The sequence below is a fragment of the Kitasatospora sp. NPDC048298 genome (assembly GCF_043201465.1).
Classification (GTDB): Bacteria; Actinomycetota; Actinomycetes; order Streptomycetales; family Streptomycetaceae; genus Kitasatospora.
On sequence record NZ_JBICYZ010000047.1, the window covers coordinates 15,514 to 39,377 of the forward strand.

12 protein-coding genes are annotated in these 23,864 nt (G+C 75.1%); 8 read left to right on the forward strand and 4 right to left on the reverse strand.

All coding sequences use genetic code 11. From position 1 onward, the window contains the following. Positions 1–22: 22 nt before the first annotated feature. From ACGF0D_RS29310 to ACGF0D_RS29325, 4 genes are all read right to left on the reverse strand, one after another. Complete coding sequence (locus ACGF0D_RS29310; protein ID WP_392921295.1) at positions 23–13,237, reverse strand: MupA/Atu3671 family FMN-dependent luciferase-like monooxygenase; 13,215 nt, start codon at positions 13,235–13,237, stop codon at positions 23–25. 164 nt (positions 13,238–13,401) lie between these two features. Beyond that, positions 13,402–14,685, reverse strand: a complete 1,284-nt coding sequence (locus ACGF0D_RS29315; RefSeq protein WP_392877200.1) for an MFS transporter — start codon at positions 14,683–14,685, stop codon at positions 13,402–13,404. Between the two features lie 189 nt (positions 14,686–14,874). Further along, a complete protein-coding gene (locus ACGF0D_RS29320; RefSeq protein WP_392877198.1) occupies positions 14,875–15,042 on the reverse strand; it encodes a hypothetical protein in 168 nt (55 codons plus the stop codon). A 140-nt stretch (positions 15,043–15,182) separates the two neighbouring features. After that, positions 15,183–15,641, reverse strand: a complete 459-nt coding sequence (locus ACGF0D_RS29325; protein WP_392921297.1) for a PaaI family thioesterase — start codon at positions 15,639–15,641, stop codon at positions 15,183–15,185. Between the two features lie 387 nt (positions 15,642–16,028). Here ACGF0D_RS29325 and ACGF0D_RS29330 point away from each other — a divergent pair, with 387 nt between their 5' ends. From ACGF0D_RS29330 to ACGF0D_RS29365, 8 genes are all read left to right on the forward strand, one after another. Beyond that, positions 16,029–16,748 carry a Phenylacetic acid catabolic protein gene (locus ACGF0D_RS29330; RefSeq protein WP_392921299.1) on the forward strand — a complete coding sequence of 240 codons (720 nt, stop codon included), beginning with the start codon at positions 16,029–16,031 and terminating at the stop codon, positions 16,746–16,748. Positions 16,749–16,798: 50 nt separating this feature from the next. After that, positions 16,799–17,905, forward strand: a complete 1,107-nt coding sequence (locus ACGF0D_RS29335; protein ID WP_392921302.1) for a radical SAM protein — start codon at positions 16,799–16,801, stop codon at positions 17,903–17,905. Positions 17,906–17,974: 69 nt separating this feature from the next. After that, positions 17,975–18,229 (forward strand): acyl carrier protein, encoded by a 255-nt coding sequence (locus ACGF0D_RS29340; protein ID WP_392877190.1) that lies wholly within the window; start codon positions 17,975–17,977, stop codon positions 18,227–18,229. After that, a complete protein-coding gene (locus tag ACGF0D_RS29345) occupies positions 18,226–19,521 on the forward strand; it encodes a beta-ketoacyl-[acyl-carrier-protein] synthase family protein (RefSeq protein ID WP_392921305.1) in 1,296 nt (431 codons plus the stop codon). The genes ACGF0D_RS29340 and ACGF0D_RS29345 overlap by 4 nt, the downstream gene beginning before the upstream one ends. After that, on the forward strand, positions 19,521–20,333 hold the full coding sequence (gene fabI / locus ACGF0D_RS29350) for an enoyl-ACP reductase FabI (protein WP_392877186.1): 813 nt from the start codon (positions 19,521–19,523) through the stop codon (positions 20,331–20,333). The genes ACGF0D_RS29345 and fabI overlap by 1 nt, the downstream gene beginning before the upstream one ends. After that, a complete protein-coding gene (locus tag ACGF0D_RS29355; protein ID WP_392921307.1) occupies positions 20,330–21,295 on the forward strand; it encodes a beta-ketoacyl-ACP synthase 3 in 966 nt (321 codons plus the stop codon). Before fabI ends, ACGF0D_RS29355 begins: the two co-directional genes overlap by 4 nt. Beyond that, positions 21,292–22,254: an alpha/beta fold hydrolase gene (locus ACGF0D_RS29360; RefSeq protein ID WP_392921310.1), complete on the forward strand. Its 963-nt coding sequence runs from the start codon at positions 21,292–21,294 to the stop codon at positions 22,252–22,254. Before ACGF0D_RS29355 ends, ACGF0D_RS29360 begins: the two co-directional genes overlap by 4 nt. 38 nt (positions 22,255–22,292) lie before the next feature. Further along, on the forward strand, positions 22,293–23,849 hold the full coding sequence (locus ACGF0D_RS29365; RefSeq protein ID WP_392921312.1) for a long-chain fatty acid--CoA ligase: 1,557 nt from the start codon (positions 22,293–22,295) through the stop codon (positions 23,847–23,849). Positions 23,850–23,864 lie beyond the last annotated feature (15 nt).

A 23,864-nucleotide genomic window follows, 5' to 3' on the forward strand; every position in this document is an offset into this window, starting at 1 on the left:
TCTGCCGCTGCTTTTGCCGCGCTCACAGCGTGCCCTCCTCGTAGGCCGGGGCCTGGTGCTGCTCGGCGGCCGGCTGGTGGGCGGCCATCGCGCGGACGGTCGGGCGGCGGAAGAAGTCCAGCACGCCGATCCGCAGCCCGGTCGCCTCGCGGACCCGGTTCAGCAGCCGGGTGGCGGCCAGTGAGTGCCCGCCCAGGTCGAAGAAGGAGGTCTCCACCCCGGCGGGGCGGCCGAGTTCCTCCTCCCAGAGCCGTTGCACGGTGCGCTCCAGATCGGTGACCGGCGCGGCCTCCGGCTCGTCGGCGCCGAGCGGGCGCGGCTCCGGCAGGGCGGCGGTGTCCAGCTTGCCGTTCGTGTTGAACGGCAGGGAGTCGACGGTGGCCCAGAGCCCGGGCACCATGTAGTCGGGCAGCAGGTCGGCCAACTGGTCGGCGACCCGGGGAAGTTCGGCGTCCGGGCAGCCGACGTAGCCGGCCAGGACGGTGCCCGCCGCGGTGCGACGCGCCGTCACGGCGGCGGCGTGCACGCCGGGCAGGCCGAGCAGTACGGTCTCGATCTCACCCGGCTCGACCCGATAGCCGCGCACCTTGACCTGGCGGTCGGCCCGGCCGAGGAACTCCAGCCGGCCGTCCGGCCGCCACCGGCCGAGGTCGCCGGTGCGGTAGCCGCGGCCGTCGGGGGTGTCGGTGAAGACGGCGGCGCTCTCCTCGTCGCGGCCGACGTAGCCGATGCCGACCTGGACGCCGAGGGCGTGGATCTCGCCGACCGCACCGGGCGGCACCCGGCGTCCGGCGGCGTCCCGCAGCACGATCCGGCTGCCCGGGGTGGGGCGGCCGATCGGCGCGTACTCCCCGCCGTCCCGGTCGATCTCACCGGCCGTCAGCGCGTGGGTCTCGGTCGGGCCGTAGTGGTTGATCAGCCGGCAGTCGGGGTTGCGGCGCAGGAAGGCCCGCAGCGCGGGGGTGAGCAGCACCTGCTCGCCGCCCGAGATCAGCTCCCGCAGGTGCGGCACCGGCTCCTCGCCGAGCGCGTCGGTCAGGGCGGCCAGCGGCGTGTACGGCAGGTGGATCCGCTCGGCCCGGGTGGCCCGGACGACGGCGGCCAGCGCCGTCACGTCGTAGCGGGTCTCCTCCTCGATCAGCAGCAGGGTGCCGCCGCCGGCCAGCGTGGTCAGGATCTCCTGGACGCTGACGTCGAACCCGCAGGAGGCGTACTGGAGGGTGCGGGCCGCCGGGTGGTCGGCGACGTTCCAGGCCACGAAGTGGGCCAGGGCGAGGGAGTGCATCAGCACGCCCTTGGGGCGGCCGGTGGACCCGGAGGTGTACAGCAGGTACGCGGGCGCCTGCGCCGAGGGGACGGGCAGCGGGGGCAGCTCGACGGCGGCCTCGGCCGGGGCGGCGCCCGTGAGCACCGTCGGCACGGTCAGGCCGAGCTCCGCCGCAGCCGCGTCCGAGGTGGTGAGCAGGACGGCGGGCGCGCTGTCCTCGACGATCAGCCGGCAGCGCTCGGGGCCCTGCAGCACGTCGACGGGGACGTGGACGGCGCCCAGGCGCAGGATGGCCAGCAGCCCGGCCACCAGGTCCACCGAGCGGGGGAGCAGGACGCCCACCCGGCTGCCCTCGCGGACGCCGGCCGCCAGCAGCCGGCCGGCCAGGTCGTCCGCCCGGGCCAGCAGCGTCCGGTAGTCCGTCCCGGTGCCGTCGGGGGAGACCACGGCGGTCTGCTCGGGCCGGCCGGCCGCGGTCGCGGCGACGGTGGCCAGCGGGTGCTCGGGGTCCTGGGCGGCCGCGGGGCCGCACTCCAGGTCGGTGTCGGCCTCGGCCGCGGGCACGGCGGTGAGTTCGACGAGCGGGCGCTCGGGGTCGGCGACGGCGGCGGTCAGCAGCCGCTCGAAGGCGCCGAGCAGCCGGTCGACGGTGGCCCGGTCGAAGAGGGTCTCGGCGTACTCGACGTGGCAGCGGATGCCGTCGGGCAGGCTGGTCAGGAAGAGCGTCAGGTCGAAGGCGGCGCGGTCCGCCACGTGGTCGAGCGGGCGGGCCGTCACCCCGGGCAGGTCCAGCTCGAAGACCATGTGGTTCTCGAACTCGACCATGACCTGGAACAGCGGGTTGCGGCTGGTGTCGCGCTCCGGGTTCAGGTCCTGCACCAGCACCTCGAAGGGCAGCTGCTGGTGCTCGTAGGCGTCCAGCGCGGTGGAGCGGACCCGGCCGAGCGCCTCGGCGAAGGCCGGCTCGCCGGACAGGTCCAGGCGCAGCGCCAGGGTGTTGACGAAGAACCCGACCAGGTCCTCGGTGCCGTCGGTCCGGTTGGCCACCGGGGTGCCCAGCACGATCTCGTCCTGGCCGGCGTAGCGCTGCAGCACGGCGGCGAAGCCGGTCAGCAGCACCATGAACAGGGTGGAGCGCCTGGATCGGGCCAACTCCCGCAGGCCGTCGGAGAGTTCGGCGGGCAGGTGGTGGACGAAGGAGCGGCCGCGGCCGTCCGGCACCGCGGGGCGCGGCCGGTCGGTGGGCAGGGCCAGTACCGGCAGGTCGCCGCCGCCGAACACCTTGCGCCAGTAGGCGAGGCTCTCGTCGTACTCGCCGGCGGCCACCCGGGCCCGCTCCCGGGCGGCCTCGGCGGCCGGGCCGGTGGCGAGCACCGGCAGGCGGGCGGCCCGGTCCTCCCGGGCGGCCAGGTAGAGCTCGCCCAGCTCGCGGGTGATCACCACGGTGGACAGGGTGTCGATCACGATGTGGTGCATCGACAGCACCAGGACGTGCCGGTCGGCGTCCCGCTCCAGCAGCAGGGCCCGGAACAGCGGGCCCTCGGCCAGGTCGAAGCGGTGCGCGCCCTCGGCGGTGACCAGGTCGGCGACGGCGTCCGGTGAGGCCGCGTCGGCCGTGACCCGCTGCAGCACCGGGCCGGTGGGCGGCGCCAGCACCTCCTGGAACGGTTCGCCGTCCTGCTCCCGGAAGACGGTGCGCAGCGCGACGTGGCGTTCGACCAGCCCGCGCAGTGCGGTGTCCAGCGCCTGCGGGTCGAGCGGGCCGTCCAGCTCGATCGCCTTGACCTCGTTGTACTGTCCGCCGTCGGGCAGCATCCGGTGCAGGAACCACATCCGCTGCTGGGCGTAGGACAGCGGTGCGCCGCGCTGGGTGTCCCGGCGCAGGACGTCGAGCTGCGGCAGTCCGGCCGCGACCAGCTCGGGGGAGAGCCCGAAGTCCACGAAGGCGGCGATCTCGTCCGCGCCGGCCGCCCGCAGCTCGGAGAGCACCCCCTGGACGCTCTCCGGGGTGCCGATCAGCGCGCGGGAGGCGCAGTAGCGCTCGTACGCGCGCTCCAGCACGAACTCCAGGTCGTCCTCGCGGGCGTTCTTGAAGTCCAGCGTCAGGCCCAGGCTGTTGGCCATCTGCCCGAACAGCGACAGCGAGGAGCGCAGGTAGTTGCAGAACGGCCGGTAGGCCTGCTCGCGCGCGGTGGCCAGGTCGGTGCCCAGGTAGGTGTGGACCAGCACGACCACCCGGCCGGCCTCCGGGTCGAGGCCGTGCTCGGCCCGGGTGCGCCGGTAGATCGCGATGTTCTCGGCCAGCTGGGCGACGTCCTGGGTCATCAGGTTGGTGATGACGCCGAGGTCGTGCCGGGCCGCCTCGCGGAAGCTGTCCGGGTTGCCGACGATCGCGGTGAACATGGGCGGCAGGTCCTGCAGCGGGCGCGGGTGGAGGGTCACCTCGATCGGCTCGCCGTTGCCGTTGCGGCCCCGGTACGGCTCACCGCGCCACAGCGCCCGGACGGTGTCGATCTGCCGGTGCATCAGCTCCTTGTGGCTGCCGTAGTTCTCCGGGAAGAACAGGAAGTCGTTGGGGTGCCAGCCGCTGGCGCAGCCCAGGCCGACCCGGCCGCCGGACAGGTTGTCGACCACCGACCACTCCTCGGCGACCCGCACCGGGTGGTGCAGCGGCAGCACGGCGCAGCCCGCGTTCAGCCGGATCCGGCTGGTCTCCCGGGCCAGGGCGGCGGCCAGCACCGAGGGGTTGGGGAAGATGCCGCCGAAGGAGTGGAAGTGGCGCTCCGGCAGCCAGACGGAGTGGAAGTCGTTGCGGTCGGCGAAGCGGGCGCTCTCCAGGACGATGCGGTACTTCTCGTCCTCGGGGGAGTCCAGCGGGTAGTCGCCGAAGAAGTAGAGGCTGAAGTCCACCGGTCGCTGCGGGTCGCTGACCGGCTGGTACGGGATCGGCTCGGCCTGGGTGCGCACGGTCCCGGTGGGGACGGGGAGTTCGGCGGCCGGCCGCGGGGCGGGCAGGCGGACGCCGGGCGAGGCCGGGAAGAAGCCGCCGCGCCGCAGGTCGCGCAGCGACTCGCGGACCGCGTCGATCACGAACTCCACGTCGCCGTCGGTGTGGGCGGTGGAGAGGAAGAAGTTGCGCCACTCCCACACGTAGACCCCGCGGGTCAGCAGCTGCGGGAAGAGCAGCTCCATGTCGGCCCGGGGCTCGAAGCGGAAGAGCGAGCCGAAGTGGGCCAGCCGCAGCGGGAACTCCTCCTCCTCGAAGAAGCCGTTCAGCGTGGCGGCCAGTTCGTCGGTGCGGGCGTTCAGCCGTTCCTGGAGGCCGGGGCCGGCCGCCTTGAGGTGGCGCAGCACCGCGCCCGCGGCGGTCATCGCCAGCGGGTGCTGGATGTAGGTGCCGCCGAAGAAGGTGGTGTCCTTGGGCGGGTAGCTGTCGTCGCCGTAGTCCCAGTGCCCGCCGTCGATCCCGTCCAGGATGTCGGCCCGCCCGGCGATCGCGCCGATCGGGTAGCCGCCGCCCAGCACCTTGCCGTAGGTGGAGACGTCCGGGGTGACGCCCCAGAAGCCCTCGGCGCCGCGCAGGTGGGGCCGGAAACCGGTGAGCATCTGGTCGAAGACCAGCACGATGCCGAGCCGGGTGGTCAGTTCACGCAGCGAGCGGACGAAGTCGACGGGCTGGCGTCCGGGGTGGCGGCTCTGCACCGGCTCGACCAGGACGGCGGCGATCCGGTCGCCGTGCTCCTCGATGACCTTGAGGCTCTCCGGGTCGCCGTACCGCAGCACCAGCAGGTCGGCGACGGCGCTGCCCGGGATGCCGATGGACACCGGGACGGTCTCCCGGTCGGCGCCGTGGCCCAGCGTCCGGCCCAGGGTGTGGTCGAAGTGGCCGTGGTACGAACCCTCGAACATGACGATCTTGTCCCGGCCGGTGTGCGCGCGGGCCAGCCGGATCGCCCCGGCGTTCGCCTCCGTACCGGAGTTGGCGAAGGCGACCCGCTCGGTGCCGGTCAGCTCGGCCAGCAGCTCGGCGGCCTCGCCGGTCTCCGGACCGCGCGGGCCCAGCCGCAGACCGGAGGCCAGGTGCTCACGGACGGCCTCGGAGACGAACTCCGGGTCGTGGCCGAAGAGCAGGACGCCGAAGCCCATGGTGATGTCGACGTACGGATTGCCGTCGACGTCCTCCAGCCGGGAGCCCCGGGCGCTGCGGGCGGCGAGCGGGTAGAGCATCTCCTTGGTGCCGGAGCGGAAGCCGACCACGGCGCGGCTGTCCGCCAGGGTGCGGCGGTGGCGGCGGGTGATCGCCTTGGAGGCGGTGGTGCGGGCGGTGAAGCGGGCGACCAGCTCGTCCACGTGGGCGCGCTGCTGGTCGGTCAGGCCGCCGGAGGCCATGCCGGACTCGCGGGAGACCGTCACCCGGGGGCCGTGCACCTGCGGGGCGGCGGGCGCCTCGGCGGCGGGGGCTTCGACCGCGGGGGCTTCGGGGACGGGGGCGGGGGCGACCGCGGGTGCGGCGGCCGGGGGCAGGGCGGCGGGCGTGGGCGCCGGGGGGAGGACTGCCGGTGCGGCGGTGCCGCCGGCCAGCAGGCCGAGCTGGTCGCGCATCAGGTCGGAGAACTGGCCGAGCAGCGCGAGCTGGCGCTCGATCAGGCCGGTGCTGTCGGTCACCGGGGGCAGCGCGGCGGCGGCCGGCGCGGCGACGGCGGGTGCGGCGGCGGGTGCGGCGGGCGCGGCGAGGACGGGCTGGGGCGCCGGGGCCTGGACGGGCGCCGGGACGGTTTGGACAACCGGGGCGGCCGGGGTGGCCTGGACAACCGGAGCCGTCGGCACGGCAGCCGGAGTCGTGACAGGCGTGACAGGCGCGGGCGCGGCCTCGGGGGCCGCCACGGGCTCCGGTTCGGCGGCCGGCAGCAGCGTGGCCAGCACCGCCGGCTCCAGCCGGGAGGCGATCAGCCCGGCCAGCCGGGCCGGGGTGTCGGCCGCCTCGAACAGCTCGCGCATCGACACCCGCACCCGGAACGCGCGTTCCAGGTCCCGGATCATGTTGATCATCGAGAGCGAGTCGGCGCCGAGGTCGAAGAAGGGCTCGTCCGCGCCGACCGAGGCCTCGTCGTAGCCGAGCTGGCGGGCCGTCTGCTCGACGACCTGCCGCAGCACGGCCTGCTCGGCGAGCTCCTCGGGGCTCGGCGTCGGTGCCGAGGCGGGTGCGGCGGCCGGTGTCAGGGCCGGTGCGGCGGCCGGTTCTTCGGCCGGCGCGGTCTGCTGGGGTGGGTCCTGGCGCATGGCGGGGTCCTCGGTGGTCGGCCGGGCAGGGGCGGTGAACCAGTGGCGGCGGCGTTGGTAGACGGTGGTGGGCAGCGGGACGCGGCGGGCCGGTCCGTCCGGCCAGTCCCGGGCGGCGGCGAAGCGGGCCCAGTCGAGCGGGACGCCGTGCGACCAGAGCGCGGCCGCGGCGGCGTCGAACTGCTGCTCCGGCGAGGCGCCGCGCCGGCCGCCGGCGACGAAGTGGCGCTGCGGAAGCTCCCGGCGGCCCATGCCGGTCAGCGTCGGGTGCGGGCCGATCTCCAGGTACAGCTCGTGGCCCTGCCCGTCCAGGGCGGCGAGCACCTGGTCGAACCGGGCGGTCTCCCGGGTCTGCCGCAGGAAGTACTCGGGCGTCGGGACGGTTCCGGGCTCCAGCACCTCGCCGCCGAGGTTGCTGACCAGCGGTACGGCCAGCGGCCGCAGGCGCAGCCGGGCCAGCTGGTCGCGGAACGGGTCGAGCACCGGGTCGAGCAGGCGGGAGTGGAACGCCCGGTCGGTGGCGAGCCGCTCGGTGGTCACCCCGTCGGCGGCCAGCACGGCCTCGGCGGCGGCGATCTCGCGCGGCGGGCCGGCCAGCACGCACTGGCCGCTGCCGTTGACCACGGCCAGGTCCACGCCCGGCAGCCAGTCGTCGAGCCCGGACAGCCGGTCCAGGCCCGCCGAGACCACCGTCATGGCGCCCGGCTCGCTCAGCCGGTGCATCAGCCGGCCGCGCAGCGCGGTCAGGAACATCCCGTCGGCCAGGTCGAGCGCGCCGGCCGCGTGGAAGGCCGCGTACTCCCCGGCGCTGTGCCCGGCGACCGCCGCCGGACGGACCCCGAGCTCCTGCCAGAGCCGCAGGTAGGCCGCCTGGAGGGCGAACAGCGCGGGCTGCGCGGCCTCGGTGGTCCAGCTGTCCTCGGCATCCTGAGGTGCGGGGTCGAGCAGCAGCGGCAGCAGCGGCTCGTCCCAGTTCGCGTGGTGCAGCCGGTCGCACTCGTCCAGGACGGCGCGGAAGACCGGGAAGGCGTGGTACAGCTCGGCGGCCATGCCCCGGTACTGGGCGCCCTGGCCGGTGAAGAGCAGCACCGGCCGGATCTCGCCGCGGCCGGTCTCGCGGTGGGCCGCGCCGGCGGTGGGCCGGCCCGCCAGGAAGGCGTCCAGGGCCTTGCGCAGGGCCGCCGGGTCGGGCCCGGTGACGGCCAGCCGGTGGCGCAGCGCGCGGCGGCCGGCGCCGAGGGTGAGCGGCAGGTCGCCGGGGGCGAGGGCGGGTTCGGCGTCCAGCCGTTCGCGGAGCAGCCCGGCCAGCTCGGTCAGGCCCTGGGCGGTGCGGGCCGACAGCGGCAGCACGGTCGGGGCCGGCCGCGGTGCGGGCACCGTCGCGGCGGCCGGGGCCTGCTCCAGCACCAGGTGGGCGTTGGTGCCGCCGACGCCCAGCGCGCTGACCCCGGCCCGGCGCGGGGTGGGGCCGTCGGGCCAGTTCCGGCGCTCGGCGGCGAGCCGGAACGGGCTGCCGGCCAGTTCCAGCGCGGGGTTGGGGCTGGTGAAGTTCACCAGCGGCGGGATGGTGCCGTGCCGCAGCACCAGCAGGGCCTTGATCAGGCCCGCCAGGCCGGCGCAGGTGTCCAGGTGGCCGATGTTGGGCTTGACCGAGCCGAGCGAGCAGAAGTCGGCGGCCTCCGTTCGGGCGCGGAACGCCTGGGCCAGCGCCCGGAACTCGATCGGGTCGCCGAGCGGGGTGCCGGTGCCGTGGGCCTCGATGTAGCCGATGCTGTCGGCTGGTACGCCCGCGAGGTCCAGTGCCCGGCCGACCACCGCGGCCTGCCCGTCCACGCTGGGCGCGGTGTAGCCGACCTTCCGGCCGCCGTCGTTGTTGACGGCCGAGCCGAGGATCACCCCGTGGATGGTGTCGCCGTCGGCCAGCGCCCGGTCGAGGCGCTTGAGCAGGACGGCGGCGACGCCGTTGCCGCCGACCGTGCCGCCCGCCTCGGCGTCGAAGGCCCGGCAGGCGCCGTCGGGGGAGAGGATCGACCCCTCCTCGTAGCGGTAGCCGGTGGCCTGCGGGATGTGCAGGGCGGCGGCCCCGGCCAGCGCCAGCTCGCAGTCGCCCGCCAGCAGCGACTGCACCGCCAGGTGGACCGCGACCAGTGAGGTGGAGCAGGCCGTCTGCACGCCGATCGCCGGACCGGTCAGGCCCAGCCGGTAGGCGACCCGGGTGGCGGCGAAGTCCGCCTGGTTGCCGATCGCGGTCTGCAGGGCGGCGACCGGCTCGGCCGGGTCGGCGGTGATGGCCAGGGCGTGCTGGTAGTAGGTGCGCAGCGCGTACAGGGTCATCCCGGTGCCGGCGAAGACCCCGACCCGGCGCTCCGGGTCCGGCGCGTCGTAGCCGCCGTCCTCCAGGGCCTGCCGGCAGATCTCCAGCAGCAGGCGCTGCTGGGGGTCCATCAACGCGGCCTCGGCGCCGCTGATGCCGAAGGCCTCGGCGTCGAACCGGTCGATGTCGGTGAGCGCGCCGGTGACCGGGACGAAGTCGGGGTGGCGGTACTCCTCCGGGCGCAGCCCGGCGGCCGCCAGTTCCTCCTCGGTGAAGCGGGTGGTGCTCCGGACGCCCTCGACGATGTTCCGCCAGTACTGCTCGGGGGTGTCGGCGCCCGGCAGGCGCAGGGCCAGGCCGACGATCGCCACCCGGCGGTCGTCGCCGGGGCCGGCGGCGGGGTCGGTGCCGGGGGAGGCGAGCGGGGCGGTGGGCGCGGCCGGTTCGGCGGCCAGGTGGGCGATCAGCGCGTCCACGGTGGGGTGGCGGAACAGCTCGGTGGGCGCCGGGGGCGTGGGCAGCGCGGCGCTCAGCGTGCCGTGCACCCGCATCAACTGCAGGGAGCCGATGCCGAGTTCGGCGAGCGGGCGGCCCGGGTCCAGCGGGGTGTCGAGGACCGACTCGAAGGCGTCCAGGACCAGTCGGCGCAGCCCCGACGGCGCGGCCCGCTCGGGGACGGGCCGTACGGCGGGCGGGGTTCCCGGGGCCGCGGCGGACGGCGCGGACGGTGCGGGCGCGGTGGGCGCGGCCGGCGCGGCGGCGGTGACCGGGCGGGGCGCGGTGGCGAGCAGCCGGCGCCGGGCGGCGGGGGAGCTCGGGTCCGGGCCGGCGTACCGGTGGCCCGGGGCGCCGGCCAGCAGCAGCGCGGCGAGCCGGCGGCCGTGCGCGGCGCTGAGCACGGCGATGCCCCGTCCGGCGGCGGCCTGCTCGTTCTCCGTGTCGCGGTTCATGCCGATCCCGCTCCACAGGCCCCAGGAGATCGTCCAGGCCGGGGTGCCGGTCTCCCGGCGCAGCCGCTCGACGGTGCTCTCCAGGTAGCGGTTGGCCGCGGCGTACCCGGTGGAGCCGACCGCCTCCTGGAGGCCGATCATCGAGGAGAAGGCGACGAACTGCGCCCCGGGCCGCTGCCGGACCAGCTCGACGAGGTGGTCGGTGCCCTCGGTCTTGGTCCGCAGGGCCTCCCGCCAGCCCTCGGTGTCGGTGTCGGCGAGCAGCGCGAGGCGGTAGCCGCCGGCCAGGTGGAGCACGCCGTCCAGCGGCGCCTGCCACTCGCGCTCGGCCTCGGCGATCACCTCCGCCAGCTGCCGACTGTCCGTCACATCGGCCTGACGGTAGGTGACCTGACCGCCCTGGGCGGCCAGTCGGCGCAGCGCGGCCCGGCGTTCGGCCGCCTCGGCGGTCGGGGCGTCCAGGTCGCTCCGGCCGACGATCAGCAGCCGGGAGCCGTACTCGCGCAGCAGCCCGGGCAGCAGCTCGGCGGCGATCCCGCCGAGGCCGCCGGTGACCAGGTAGTGGGCGCCGGGGGTGAGCAGCGAGCAGCCCGCCTCGCCGGGGGTGGCGGCCTCGACCGGTCCCAGTCGGGGGACCCACGGGCGGCCCGCGCGCCAGGCGGCCTCGGGCTCCTGCCGGGGGTCGGCCAGCAGGGCGAGCAGCGCGGCGGCCTGGTCCGTGGCCGGCGCGTCGCCGGGCAGGTCGAGGTGCCGGGCGGCGGGTACCAGCTGCTCGGCCCGTGCCCCGGCGGTCAGCGCGGCCGTCAACGCGGCCCGCGGGCTGGGGAGTTCGCCAGGGAGGACGGCGTGCAGTCCGGCGCTGACGGAGACCAGCTCGCGGACCGGAGCCCGGCCCGGGAGCGCCCGCAGCAGGGCGAGCAGTGCCTCGTCCGGGCGGGCCGGGCCGTCGTCGCCGGTCGCGCTCCACAGGTAGACCAGCCGGTCGGCCGTCCCGTCGCCGAGGGCCCGCAGCCACTCCTCGGGGTCGGCGGTCGGCGGGTGGTCCACCACCCGGGCGTTCGGCAGGGCGGCAGCCAGGGCCTCGGTGAGGGTGCCGGGACCGGACGGGCCGAGCAGCAGGATCGTTTCCTCGGCCGTTGCTTCCTCGGCCACCGGTTCGACCGAGGCCTCCGCCGCCGGGCGGGCCTCCCAGCCGAGTTGCCGTACACAGTCCGGCAGTGTCCGGGAGTTGGCCTCGGCCAGGTCCAACGCCACGATGTGGTCGTCGAGTTCGCCGTCCAGCAGGCGGCCGCGCAGCGCGGTGCGCTGGATCTTGCCGCTGGTGGTGCGCGGGAACTCGGCCGCCGGGACGGGGAGCACCAGGGCGGGCGCCGGTTGCCGGCGGGCCGCCAGCACCTGCCGCACCTCGGCGGCGACGGGCGGCGCGGCGGCGTCCGGGTCGCTCGGGACGTAGGCGATCACCAGCTGCTCGGTGCCGGTGCGCTCGTCCGGCACCCCGAAGGCCGCGACGTGCCCGGAGCGCACCCCCGCCACGGAGGCCACCACGTCCTCCAGCTCGTGGCAGAAGTAGTGCACGCCGTTGACGATGATGATCTCCTTGCGACGGCCGGTGAGCACCACCTCGCCGTCGACCAGGAAGGCCAGGTCCCCGGTGTCGAACCAGCCGTCGCCGACGAAGGCCTCCCGGTTGGCGGACGGGTTGTTCAGATAGCCCGGCGTCACCCGGCCGGAGTGCACCTGGAGCCGTCCGACCCGCAGCTCGGGCAGCGTCCGTCCGGCGTCGTCGGCCACCCGGATCCGGGCGCCGGTCGCGGGCCGTCCCATGCTGAGGAAGGCGGTGCCGCGCTCCGCCGAGTCCGGGTCGGCGGGCTCCAGCCGGCCGGTCAGCGAGTCGGTGCGCACCAGTCGGCGGGCGCCGTCCTCGTGGTAGCGCTTGTAGGTGATCGCCGTACAGGTCTCGGCCATGCCCCAGGCCAGCAGCAGGTGCTCCGGGCGGATGCCGAACGGGGCGGTGGCGGCCAGGAACTCGTCCAGCACCGCCTCGGTGCACTGCTCCCCGGCGTTGATCAGCGACTTGACCGCGGACAGGTCCCAGTGGCGGTCAGGACCGGCGGCCCGGACGGCCTCGGCGACCAGCCGGTAGCCGAAGTTGGGCGACCAGGAGTGCGCGGCCCGGTAGCGCTCCAGCGCGTCCAGCCAGACCAGCGGGTCGGCGAGCACGAGTTCGGTGGGGATCTGCACCTGGTCGGCGGCCAGCACGACGTCGCGCAGGTGGAACATCAGCAGCCCGGCGACGTGGTCCAGGGGCAGCCAGTTGACCGTGGTGTCGGCCGGGTCGGTGCCGGTGGCGACGGACCCCGCCACGTACTCCAGGATGCCGCGGTGGGTGACCTGCACGGCCTTGGAGCGCCCGGTGCTGCCGGAGGAGAGCTGGAGGAACGCGATGTCGCCGGGGTCGGGGGCGTGGGTGGGGGAGGTCTGCGGGTCGCCGTCGGCGGGCTGGTCGGCGGGCCGGTCGACGGCGATCACCCGCAGTCCCGGCGCCGGGTACAGCTCCCCGAGCCGCTCCAGGCCGGCCACCGCCGGTCCGCAGGCGAGGACCGGCGGCTCCTCCAGGGTCTGCCAGGCGTGCCAGAGCTTCTCCAGGACAGGGTTGCGCTCGTGGTAGTCCGGCGGGCGGGCGACCGTCACCGGCTGCACCCCGCCGAGCAGGCAGGCCCACAGGGCGGGGAAGTAGAACTCCGGTTCCGGGACCTGGAGGATCGCCCGGTCCCCGGTGCGCAGCCCGGCGGCGGTCAGCGCGGCGAGGATCTCGCGGGCCCGGGCCAGGAGTTGACGGTAGGTGAGCCTGGTCGCCTCGCCACCCGCCCGGACCAGGTGCAGCCCGCGGTCGGGGTGCAGCTCGGCGGCGCGCAGCAGCGCCTCGGGCAGGGTCCGGGGCGCGTCCGGCGCGGGGACGGGCAGTGGGGTGCCGACGGCCTCCGTGCCGGGGTCCTCGGCTGCGGCCGCCGGCTCCGTCGGCTCCGCCGGGGCGGCGCCCGCGACGGGCGAGGCCGTCGCCTCGCCGAACGGGCGCCAGCGGTCGGTGAGTTCGCGCAGGTGGCGCAGCGCAGGGCCGGGGGCGGCGGGTTCCCGGCGGAGCGCCGCGGCCAGCGCGGCGGCGTCGGGTTCGCCCTCGGCGGTGCGGACGATGCCGTCCAGGACGTGCACGTCGGCGCTCGGGTCGGCGTCCAGCAGCGCCGCGGCGGCCCGGCGGCGCAGGGCCTCGGGATCGCCGTCGACGGCGGGTACCAGGTAGGCGAGCAGGCCAGGGCGGCCGCTCTCGTGCTCGACGGGCAGCAACGCGCAGTCGGCGATCTCGGGGTGCAGCAGCAGTCTGGCTTCGAGGGCGCGCAGCCGGCCGTGGTCGGGACCGGTGGGGCTCATGAGGTTCGGCACCTTTCGGATCGGTGCCGGGGCGCGGGTGTGGGCCGCCCCGGGGCAGGGAGGGGAGCGGAGACGGGTGGCGCGGACGGCGCGGGGGGCGCCGGGGTGCGGAGCAGCGGCGGTGCGGGGGTGAAGTGGTGCGGAAGCGTGCTGGCGAGGTGCGCTCAGCGGCGGCGGGTGCGGGAGACCAGCACCAGGAAGCCGAGCGCCAGCACGATCGGGACGGCGTGGGAGACGCCGACCACGGTCAGCGGGCTGAGCAGCGCCAGCAGCGAGCCGCTCAGCAGCATCCCGGTGCCCATGCCGACGTTCTCGGCGGAGGCGAGGATGCCGAAGGCCTCCCCGCGCCGCTCGTCGGCGAGCGCCTGGATCCGGGTGGTGTAGGAGATCTCGGTGAAGCCGTCGCCGAGGCCGGCGCCGATCGCGACCACCAGGAACAGCGGGGTCGGCAGGTCGGTGAAGACGAGGATGAAGCAGGCGGACATCAGGCAGGTGCCCAGCGCGAAGCCGCGCTCGCCGGGCTCGATGCCGCGCCGCAGCATGAACCGGGAGACCAGCTGCTGGGCGGCGAGGTTGCCGATCGCCCAGGTGGCCCAGAAGGTGCCGAGCAGTGCGGCCGGGTTGCCGGGGGAGGACTGGTTGGCGAACACCGGCAGGCTGATGTTGTGGGCGGCCGAGCCGAAGGCGTCCAGCAGCCGGATGCCCGCCATGGCGCCCACCACCGGGGTGGCCCGCAGGACGATCAGTGCCTGCCAGCGGCGCCGGCGCTCCTTGGCCGTCGGCGCGGGTCGCTCCGCCTCCGCCGCGGGCTGCTCCGTTGCGGCCGCGGGCGCGTCCGCCGGTGCGGCGCGGGTGGGCAGCGGCAGCCGCAGCACCAGCGCGCCGAACAGGACGAAGCTGGCCGCGTCGATGAGCAGCGCGGCGCGGAACCCGGCCCAGGCCACCACCACGCCGGCGGAGGCGAAGCCGAGCACCATCGCGGTCGAACGGCAGCTCGCCATCAGGCTGTTGGCACGGGCGCGGCGGTCGGCGCCGACCATCTCGGGGATGCTGGTGCGCAGCGAGACGGCGCAGACCGCGGCCGCGCCGCCGAGGATCAGGGCGAGCGGGTAGAGCACGGGAATGCGCGCCGAGGCCGGGGCGAGGGCGACCACGACCAGGGCCAGCGCCTGGGCCGCGGCGCAGCCCGTCATCAGCCGGCGGCGGTCCAGTCGGGCGACCAGCCGCCCGGCGACCAGTCCGCCGCCGAGGCCGCCGACCAGCCGTAGGACCAGGTACCCGGCGGTGCCGAGCGCGTTCCCGGCGGCCTCGTAGGCGAACAGGCTCAGCGCGACCAGGTCGAGCTGGCTCCCGTACGTGGAGAGGGCGTCGCCTGCGGCCAGCCGGTAGAAGACCCGGGGCAACTTGCTCGCGGGCTGGTGTGGTGCTTCGACTGCGGTGTCCGGCACGGTAGTCCCCCCGGGCACGCCATATATGGCGGTTCAGTGTGACATTGCACCGCAACTTAGAGGTGAACGGGCGTTAGATCAATACTTTGATCATTCCATGTCCAAAAGATCGTGGACTCGGCCGACTTACTGTCATCTTTCGCGCCATCCTGGCCGGTTGTTGGCGTACGGACGGGAAGGGGGTGCGGGTCAGCGGCGTCCGAAGAGCCTACCCAGCCAGCCCTTGCCCGCGCGGCCCTGCTCGGCGCAGTCGCAGCGGGCGGACCTGGGCACCCCGGCGAGGACCTGCTCCACGTGCATCCCGCACCCGGCGAAGGTCGGCTTCCCGCAGCTGCGGCAGGCGACTCGTCGGCACATGTCGTTCTCCGTTCTCCCGGCCCCCAGGGGCGGGGCCACCGCTCCAATATACCCCACCCCGTATTTGCGATGTCGGATTCGTCCCGCCGTCGGGGTCGGGGCGACGGCAGTGCGGACGGGGCCGAAAAGGGGGAGTGCCGTCAGGTCGTCTCGGGCCGGGCCGGCGGGATCGCGTAGGTCAGCGTGGCGCTGGCCACCAGGACGTCGTCGGCGTCCAGCAGCTCGGCCAGCACCACGCACAGCCGCCGCCCGAACTTGGCCGTCCTGGCGCGCACGCGCAGCGCCCCGGGCCTCGGCCGGTTGAGGAAGCTGATCTGCAGCGAGCTGGTCAGTGCCATCAGGGTGGGCCCGAGCCGGGCGTTGATCAGCAGGAACGCGGCCAGGTCGCAGAGCCCGGCCTGCTCCGGGCCCGAGACGGTGCCGCCCGGGCGGACGCGCAGCCGGTCGCCGTCCACCGCCATGGTCAGGGTGCGGCCGTCCACCTCGGTCACCCGGCAGGCGGCGTAGTCGGGGAACTGGTCGGCGATCAGGGCATTGAGCCGGCCGGGGCCCAGAAGGACGTCGACGGTGGCGACCGCCGTGTTCGCGTCGGTGGTCATGGAGGTCAGCGTAACCGTCGGTCCGGGGGTGCGCCCGGGGCGCTCCAGGCCTGCTTCCGGCCAGCTTCGTTCGCCGTGGTCATCCGCCAAGATCCGTTAAGGGAAGGGTAATTGCGCATGTCATGCCGGTGTCGCCGTGGCCGGAACCAGCCGCTCCGGAGGCCCCGGATGGCCGGATCCGCTCGGCATGATTCGTGAGGGACCTTGTTCGGCCCAAAATGCAGCACCTACGCTCCGAGCAAGTTCAGCGGAGCCGGTGTGGAGCTCCGCCGGCCGCTGGGGGGCGGCGTCTCTTTCCTTGCGGTCGTCATCGAGGGCCTCGGCGGAAGCGGGCCCCCGGCTGCCCACCCGCATCCGTGTCCTGCTTCAGAAACGGGGTGTCGCACCATGGGGATTTCCATTCCGGACGACGAGGCGGTGGTGGTCCGTACGCCCGACGAGTTCCTGGCGATGCCGGAGGAGTACCGCGAGATCGCGATCCGCGGCATGGTGGTCAACACCGAAGGGGAACTCTCCGGCGGCGACGACTACGTGCAGGTCTTCCTGCCGCTGGCCCCGGACGCGGAGGAGCGGCAGGTCTGCGCCGAGCGCGCCGCCGAGGAGTACGACCACTACAAGATCGGCAAGCGGGTCCTCGCCGAGGTCGGCGTGGACACCAGCTACATGGAGACGCAGACCCTGGCCGAGCGGAACCTGTTCCGCGCCCAGGAGTTCCACAACTGCACCACCTGGGCCGAACGCGGGATCTTCTCCTACATCGGGGAGGAGACGGCGATGGTGATGATCTCCGAGTTCGCGCAGAGCAGCTACCGGCCCTGGGCGGACGCGGTGCGCACCGTCATCCTCGACGAGAAGGTGCACATCGCCCACGGCGCCCGGGTGTGCCGCAACCTCGCCGCCACCGACGACGGTCGCGAACAGCTCCAGCAGGCCCTGGACCGGCTGTGGCCGACCTTCGTCCGGATCTTCGGCAGCCCGCGCTCCGAACGGGCCAAGCTGGCCGTCCGCTTCGGCCTGCGCCAGACCACCAACGGCGAGGCCTGCGACCTGTGGCGGGAGAAGGTCACCCCGCGGATCAAGAACCTGGGTCTGCGCCTCCCGGAGTAGCAGGAACCGACCCCACGCCGATCCCGCGACTCCCGAGGAGCCCACTGCCCATGGCAACACCCGTCACCATCGAACAGCGCCCGCTGAGCCGACGCGAGGCCAAGGCGCGCACCGCCGAACTCATCGCCGACCGGCCCGACCTGGCCGAGCGCCTGCACCGGCTGCGCCGACTGGGCCGCGAGGTCCGCTCCTGCGAGGTCCACCTCACCAACACCTGCAACATCCGCTGCAAGGGCTGCTGGTACTTCGAGGGCGGCTTCGACACGGCCGTCAGGGAACTGTCCGACCTGGACCGCATCCGGGCCTTCGCCCGGAAGCTCGCGGACGACGGCGTCAACCAGGCCACCCTGATCGGCGGCGAACCCACCCTCGTCCCGCGCCGGATCGAGGCCTTCGTCGAACAGCTGCCGTACGTCACCATCTCCACCAACGGCCTGCGCCCGATGCCCAGACAGGGCTTCGAGAAGATCGCCATCGCGGTCAGCATCTTCGGCGGCGGCCCGCTCGACGACGACCTGCGCGCGATCCGGGTCAACGGCTCGAAGTTCACCGGCCTCTTCGACACCGCGCTCTCGCACTACCGCGACGACCAGCGGGTGCTGTTCATCTACGCGCTCTCCGAGGCCGGGGTCGAGCACATCGAGCCCACCGTGCGGAAGATCGCCGAGAACGGCAACATCGTCACCTTCAACTTCTACAGCGAGCACGGCACCGAGACCCCGCTGAGGATCGCCGACGAGCGGCGGGTGCTGGACGAGGCCCTGCGGGTCAAGGAGCTGTACTCGCAGGCGGTGGTGAGCCACCCGTACTTCATCCGGACCCTGGTGACCGGCCGGACGCACTGGGGCGGCAGGTTCGGCTACGACGTGTGCCCCAGCCTCAGCGTCGACGCCCCCGAGCACGAGGACCGCGTCGCCAACGGCAACCCGGTCATCCCCGGCTTCAACGTCTGGGGCGCCGACTACGAGTCGCTCCAGTTCTGCTGCACCTCCGGCGACTGCGGCGGCTGCCGGGACAGCCAGGCCGTCTACAGCTGGCTGGTGGTCAGCGCCAACCGCTTCCTGGACGACGCGGCCCGGCTGGAGCAGTGGCTGGACATCGCCGAGAGCTACTGGCGGCAGTGGCACTGGGCCCCGTACCACGCCACCAAGGCCTGAGCCCCCACAGCCACCCGCCCCGTACGTCCCCCGCACCGCCACCGCCGCCCCGCGCGGACGAGGAGAGCCATGCCCGACACACTGGACCGCACCGCCATCGAGACCTTCGTCGTCGACGCCCTGGTCGACCTCGGCGTCGACCGCGAGGGCATCGTCGACGACGCCGCCCTGGACGAGCTGGAGATCGACTCGCTCGACCTGGTCGAACTCAGCCAGTCCATCCGCAAGCAGCTGGACATCCCGGTGAAGCCCAAGGACTTCGACCGGCTGTACACCGTCGGCGAGGTGCTCGCCCTGTGCTGCCGGAAGGCCGGGCTGGAGTGAGGCCCCGGGCCGTCGTCACGGGCCTGGGCGCGGTGACCCCGCTGGGCGTGGGCGCCGAGGAACTCCACCGGCGGGCGGTGGCCGGGGAGAGCGGACTCGCCGACGGGCTCGGGCTCTGCCGGGACTTCCGGCCCGCCGACCACCTGTCGCGCCAGGAGATCCGCCGCACCGACCGCTTCACCCAGCTCGCGCTCGTCGCCGCCGCCGAGGCCCTGGCCCAGGCGGGCTGGACGGACGGCCCGCTGCCCTACCCCGCCGAGCGGATCGCCTGCGTGGTGGGCTGCGCGCTCGGCGGAACGGCCAGCTTCGAGCGCCAGGCCGAGGTGCACCGGCAGCAGGGCGGGGAGTTCGTCTCCCCGCTCATGGTGCCCGCCATGATGGCCAACGCCGCGGCCTCGCAGATCGCCCGGCAGCACGGCTTCCGCGGCGAGGCGCTCTGCCTGGCCTCCGCCTGCAGCAGTGCGACCCAGGCGATCGGCACCGCCCTGCTGCTGCTCGCCGCGGGCGCCGCCGACGCGGTGGTGGTCGGCGGCGCCGAGGCCTCCACCTCCGAACTGGTGCGGGCCGCCTTCCGGACCGCCGGCGCGCTGTCCGAGAGCGGCCGGTCGGTGCCCTTCGACCGCGACCGGGACGGCCTGCTGATCGGCGAGGGCGCCGGAATCCTGGTCCTGGAGACCGCGGCCGGCGCCGCCGCGCGGGGCGCCACCGTGCTCGGCGAGGTGCTCGGCTACGGCGCCACCTGCGACGCCCACCACCTCACCGCCCCGGACCCGACCGGCGAACCCGCGGCCCGGGCCGTCACCCTGGCCCTCGACGCGGCCGGCGTCACCCCCGGGCAGCTCGGCTACCTCAACGCGCACGGCACCGGGACCGTCCTCAACGACCGCGCGGAGTGCGAGGCGCTGCGGCTGGCCCTCGGACCGGTGGTGGAGGAGGTCCCGCTGTCCTCCACCAAAGCCGGCACCGGCCACCTCTTCGGCGCGGCCGGCGCGGTGGAGGCCATCGCCACCCTGCAGGCGCTGCGCCACGCCACCGCCCCGCCCACCGCCGGGCTGCGCGAGCCGGACGAGCGGCTCGGCCCGCTGAACCTGATCCGCCGCGCCACCCCGCTCGCCGCCCCCACCCTGCCCGGCGGCCGCCGGGTCGGGCTCTCCACCTCCTTCGGGTTCGGCGGGCACAACGCGGCCCTGGTGCTGGCGGCGGCCGAGGCACCGGCCCCGGCCGGGAGGGCCGGTGCGACCAGTGCAACCGGTGCAACGGGTACGACCGGTACGACGAAAGGCCAGGAGTGATGCTCGGCTTCCCCGGACGCCGCTATCTGATCACCGGCGTCCTCAACCAGGACTCCATCGCCTGGCACACCGCCAGGGCGCTCCAGGAAGCCGGCGCCGAGGTCCTGCTCACCGGCTTCGGCCGGGCCCGGCGGATCACCGAGAAGGCCGCGGGCGTCCTGCCCCGCCCCACCGAGGTGCTGGAGCTGGACGTCACCCGGCCCGAGGACTTCGCCCGGCTGGCCGAGGAACTGGAACGGCGCTGGGGCGGGGTCGACGGCGTGCTGCACGCGGTCGCCGCCGCCCAGCAGACGGCGCTGAGCGGCAACTTCCTCACCACCCCGCCGGAGGCAGCCGGCCTCGCGCTGCGCACCGCGGCCGTCTCTCTGCACTCGCTGGCCACCGCCCTGGCCCCGCTGCTCGGCGCGGACGGGCGGCGCGGCAGCGTCGTCGGGCTGGACTTCGACGCCAGCGGCGCCTGGGCCGGCTACGACTGGATGGGCGTGGGCAAGGCGGCCCTCGGCGCGGTCTGCCGCTACCTGGCGATGTACCTCGGCCCGTCCGGCATCCGGGTCAACCTGGTGGCCGCCGGCCCGGTGGAGACCGTCGCCGGGCAGGCGATCAGCACCTTCGACCGGATCGCCGACCGCTGGCAGGCCGAGGCCCCGCTCGGCTGGGACCGCACCGACCCGGCCGTGGTGGTCGGCCCCGTGCTGTTCCTGCTCTCCGACCTCGCCGCCACCGTCAGCGGGGAGATCCTGCACGCCGACGGCGGGATGCACGCCGTCCGGATGGGCACCGGCCCGGCCTTCGCCGAAGGAGGCGCGGCATGACGCCCGCCATCGTCGGCGTGGGCGCCGCCCTGCCCGAACGGGTCGTGCCCAACGCGTACTTCGAGCGGATCGGCGCCTCCCCGGAGTGGATCGTCAAACGGACCGGCATCGAGGAGCGCCGCTTCCTCGCGCCGGACGGCCGGCTCGCCGACCTCGCGGTGGCCGCCGCCGAGCGGGCACTGCGGCACGCCGGGCGCAGCGCCGCCGGCATCCGGCACGTGGTGGTCGCCACCATCACCCCGGACCGGGTCACCCCCGGCGTGTCGGTGGAGGTCGCCGCCCGGCTCGGCATGCCACGGGCCACCGCCTTCGACCTGCACGCGGCCTGCGCCGGGTTCGTCTACGGCCTGGACCACGCCGCCGCGCTGATCGAGACCGGCCGGGCCGAGGCGGTGCTGGTCTGCGGCGCCGACGCGCTGACCCGGATCACCGACCACGAGGATCGCGGCACCGCGGTGCTGCTGGCCGACGGCGCCGGCGCCGCCGTGGTCGCCGACGTGCCCGGCGCGCCCGACCCGTGCTTCTCGCTCGGCAGCGACGGCGAGCAGATCCCGCTGCTCTACGCCGACCGGGACGACCGCAAGCTGCGGATGGACGGTCGGGAGGTGTTCGACCACGCGGTGGAGAAGATGTCCGCCGCCACCCGGGAGGTGCTCGACCGGCGTGGCCTGACCTGCGATGACCTCGACCTGTTCGTCGCCCACCAGGCCAACGCCCGGATCGTGCGGGCGGTCGGCAAGGAGGTGGGGCTGCCCCCGGAGCGGCTGTACCTGAACGTCCACCGGGTCGCCAACACCTCGGCGGCCTCGATCCCGCTGGGCCTGACCCACGCCCGCGAGGAGGGCCTGCTGGACGGCCCCCGGCTGCTCGGCCTCGCCGCGTTCGGGGCGGGCATCACCTGGGGCGCCGGGGTGATCGGCTGGCGGCCGGGCGCCGGCGCCGAGCGGGAGGTGCGGACGTGAGGACGCCCCGGTTCCCGGTGATCGCCGAGATCACCGCGCCCGACGGGGCCAGGATCACCGTCCGGGCGCTGGCCCGGCCGGAGCCGGCCGCCCCGGTGGTGACCGTCCTGCCGGCGATGGGGACGGCCGCCCGGCACTACGCCCCGCTGGTCCGCGCGCTGCACGCGGCCGGCCTGAGCGTGGCCACCTGCGACCTGCGCGGCCACGGCGAGAGCCGCCCGGTGCCGCGGCGCGGGGTCGCCTTCGGCTTCCGCGAGCTGGTCGAGCACGACTTCGGGGCGGTGCTCGACGCGGTGGCCGCCGCGTTCCCCGGCGCGCCGCGCCTGCTGCTCGGCCACAGCCTGGGCGGGCAGCTGGGCCTGGTGCACTGCGGTGTCTTCCGGCCCCGGCTGGCCGGCGTGGTGCTGGTGGCCGGCGGATCGGCCTGGTACCGGACCTTCGGCGTACGGGCGGGCCTGCGCCGGTTGGCGCTGAGCCAGTTCTCGATCGTCGCCTCGGCGGCGGTCGGCCACTGGCCGGGCGAGCGCTTCGGCTTCGGCGGCCGCGAGTCGGCCCGGCTGATGCGGGACTGGGCGCGGCAGATGCGCACCGGCCGCTACCGGGCGCGCGGCGCCGTCACCGACTACGAACGGGCGCTGGCCCGGGTCGACCTGCCGGTGCTGGCGGTGGACGTCGAGGGCGACGAGCTCGCCCCGCCGCGGGCCGTCGACCACCTGTGCGCCAAGCTGCGCTCGGCCCGGGTGGAGCGCTGGAGCTACACCTCCGAGCGGGCGGACGGGCGCCCGCTGGACCACTTCCGCTGGATCCGGCACAACCGCGGGCTGCTGGAGCGGATCGCCCCGTGGATGCTCGCCGCCGCCGGAGAGGCCGCGGGTGCGGGTGAGACGGCCGGCGCCGAAGACGCCGCGGGCGCCGGCGGTACCGCCGCGTCGCCCGGCGGCGTCCGCCCGACCGTATGAGGATCAGACCGAGCCCCGCCGCCCCGAGGAGCGTCCGCATGTCCGCCGTCCCCGCCCCGTCCGACCGAAGCTCCGACCTGCCGCACGGCTCTCCCGACCTGCTCACCGCGACCGCCGCCCGCTGTCCGGAGCACCCCGTCCTGCGGCTCGGCGAGGAGGTGCTGGGCTACGCCGAGCTGGACGCGCGCAGCGCCCGGGCCGCGCACTGGCTGACCGCGCTCGGCGTCGCGCCCGGCGACCGGGTCGCCGTACTGCTGCCCAACGTCCCGGAGTTCGCGGTGCTGTACTACGGCATCCTGCGCGCCGGAGCGGTGGTCGTCCCGATGAACCCGCTGCTGAAGGCCCGGGAGATCGAGCACTGCCTCGCCGACGCCGAGGCCGCACTGCTGCTCGCCTGGCACGCGGGCGCCGAACAGGCGGTCGAGGGTGCGCGGCGCACCCGCACCCGGCTGGTCCCCGTCGAGCCGGCCGACCTCGCCGCAGCGCTCGCGCGGCAGCCGGCCGGCCCGCCGGAGAACGGGGGACGCGGGGGAGAGGACACCGCGGTCATCCTCTACACCTCCGGCACCACCGGCGCCCCCAAGGGTGCCGAGCTGACCCACCGCAACATCGTGTGCAACATCCGGGCGGGCGTCCAGGTCCTGGGCCTGGTCGAGGGGGACGTGATCTTCGGCGGGCTGCCGCTGTTCCACTCCTTCGGCCAGGTGCTCGGCCTCAACTGCGCGGTGTCCGTCGGCGCCTGCCTGACCCTGGTGCCGCGCTTCGACCCGCTGGGCGCGCTCTCGGTGATCCAGCGCGACCGGGTGAGCGTCTTCCTCGGCGTCCCGACCATGTACACCCTGATGCTGGCCCATCCGCAGCGCGCCGGGTACGACGTCTCCTCCCTGCGGGTGTGCCTGGGCGGCGGCGCGTCGATGCCGCCGGAGGTGCTGCGCGGCTTCGAGACCGACTTCGACTGCGTGGTGTTGGAGGGCTACGGGCTGTCCGAGTCCTCGCCGCTGGCCTGCGCCAACCGCAGCGACCGGGAGCGGATCGCGGGCACCGTCGGCATCCCGATCGAGGGGGTGCGGATGCGGATCGTCGACGAGTCCGGCGAGGAGGTGCCGGACGGTACGGTCGGCGAGGTGGTGATCAGCGGCCACAACGTGATGAAGGGCTACTGGCGCCGGCCGGACACCACCGCGCGGACCGTCCGGGACGGCTGGCTGCACACCGGGGACCTCGGCACCCGCGACGAGCGCGGCGACTTCCGGATCGTCGACCGCCGCAAGGACGTCATCATCCGCGGCGGCTTCAACGTCTACCCGAGGGAGGTGGAGGACGTGCTGTACGAGCACCCGGCGGTCGCAGAGGCCACGGTGGTCGGCGTCCCCCACCCCACCCACGGCCAGGAGGTGGCCGCCGCCGTGGTCCTGCGCGAGGGCGCGTCGGCGACCCCGGAGGAGATCCGCGGCTTCGTCCGGGAGCGGGTGGCCCCGTACAAGTACCCGCGGCTGGTCTGGACGGTGGACGCCCTGCCCAAGGGGCCGACCGGGAAGATCCTCAAGCGCGAGGTCGTCGTGCCCGAGGGGGAGGCGGGCCGGCTCGGGAACTGAGCGGGCTCGGGAGTC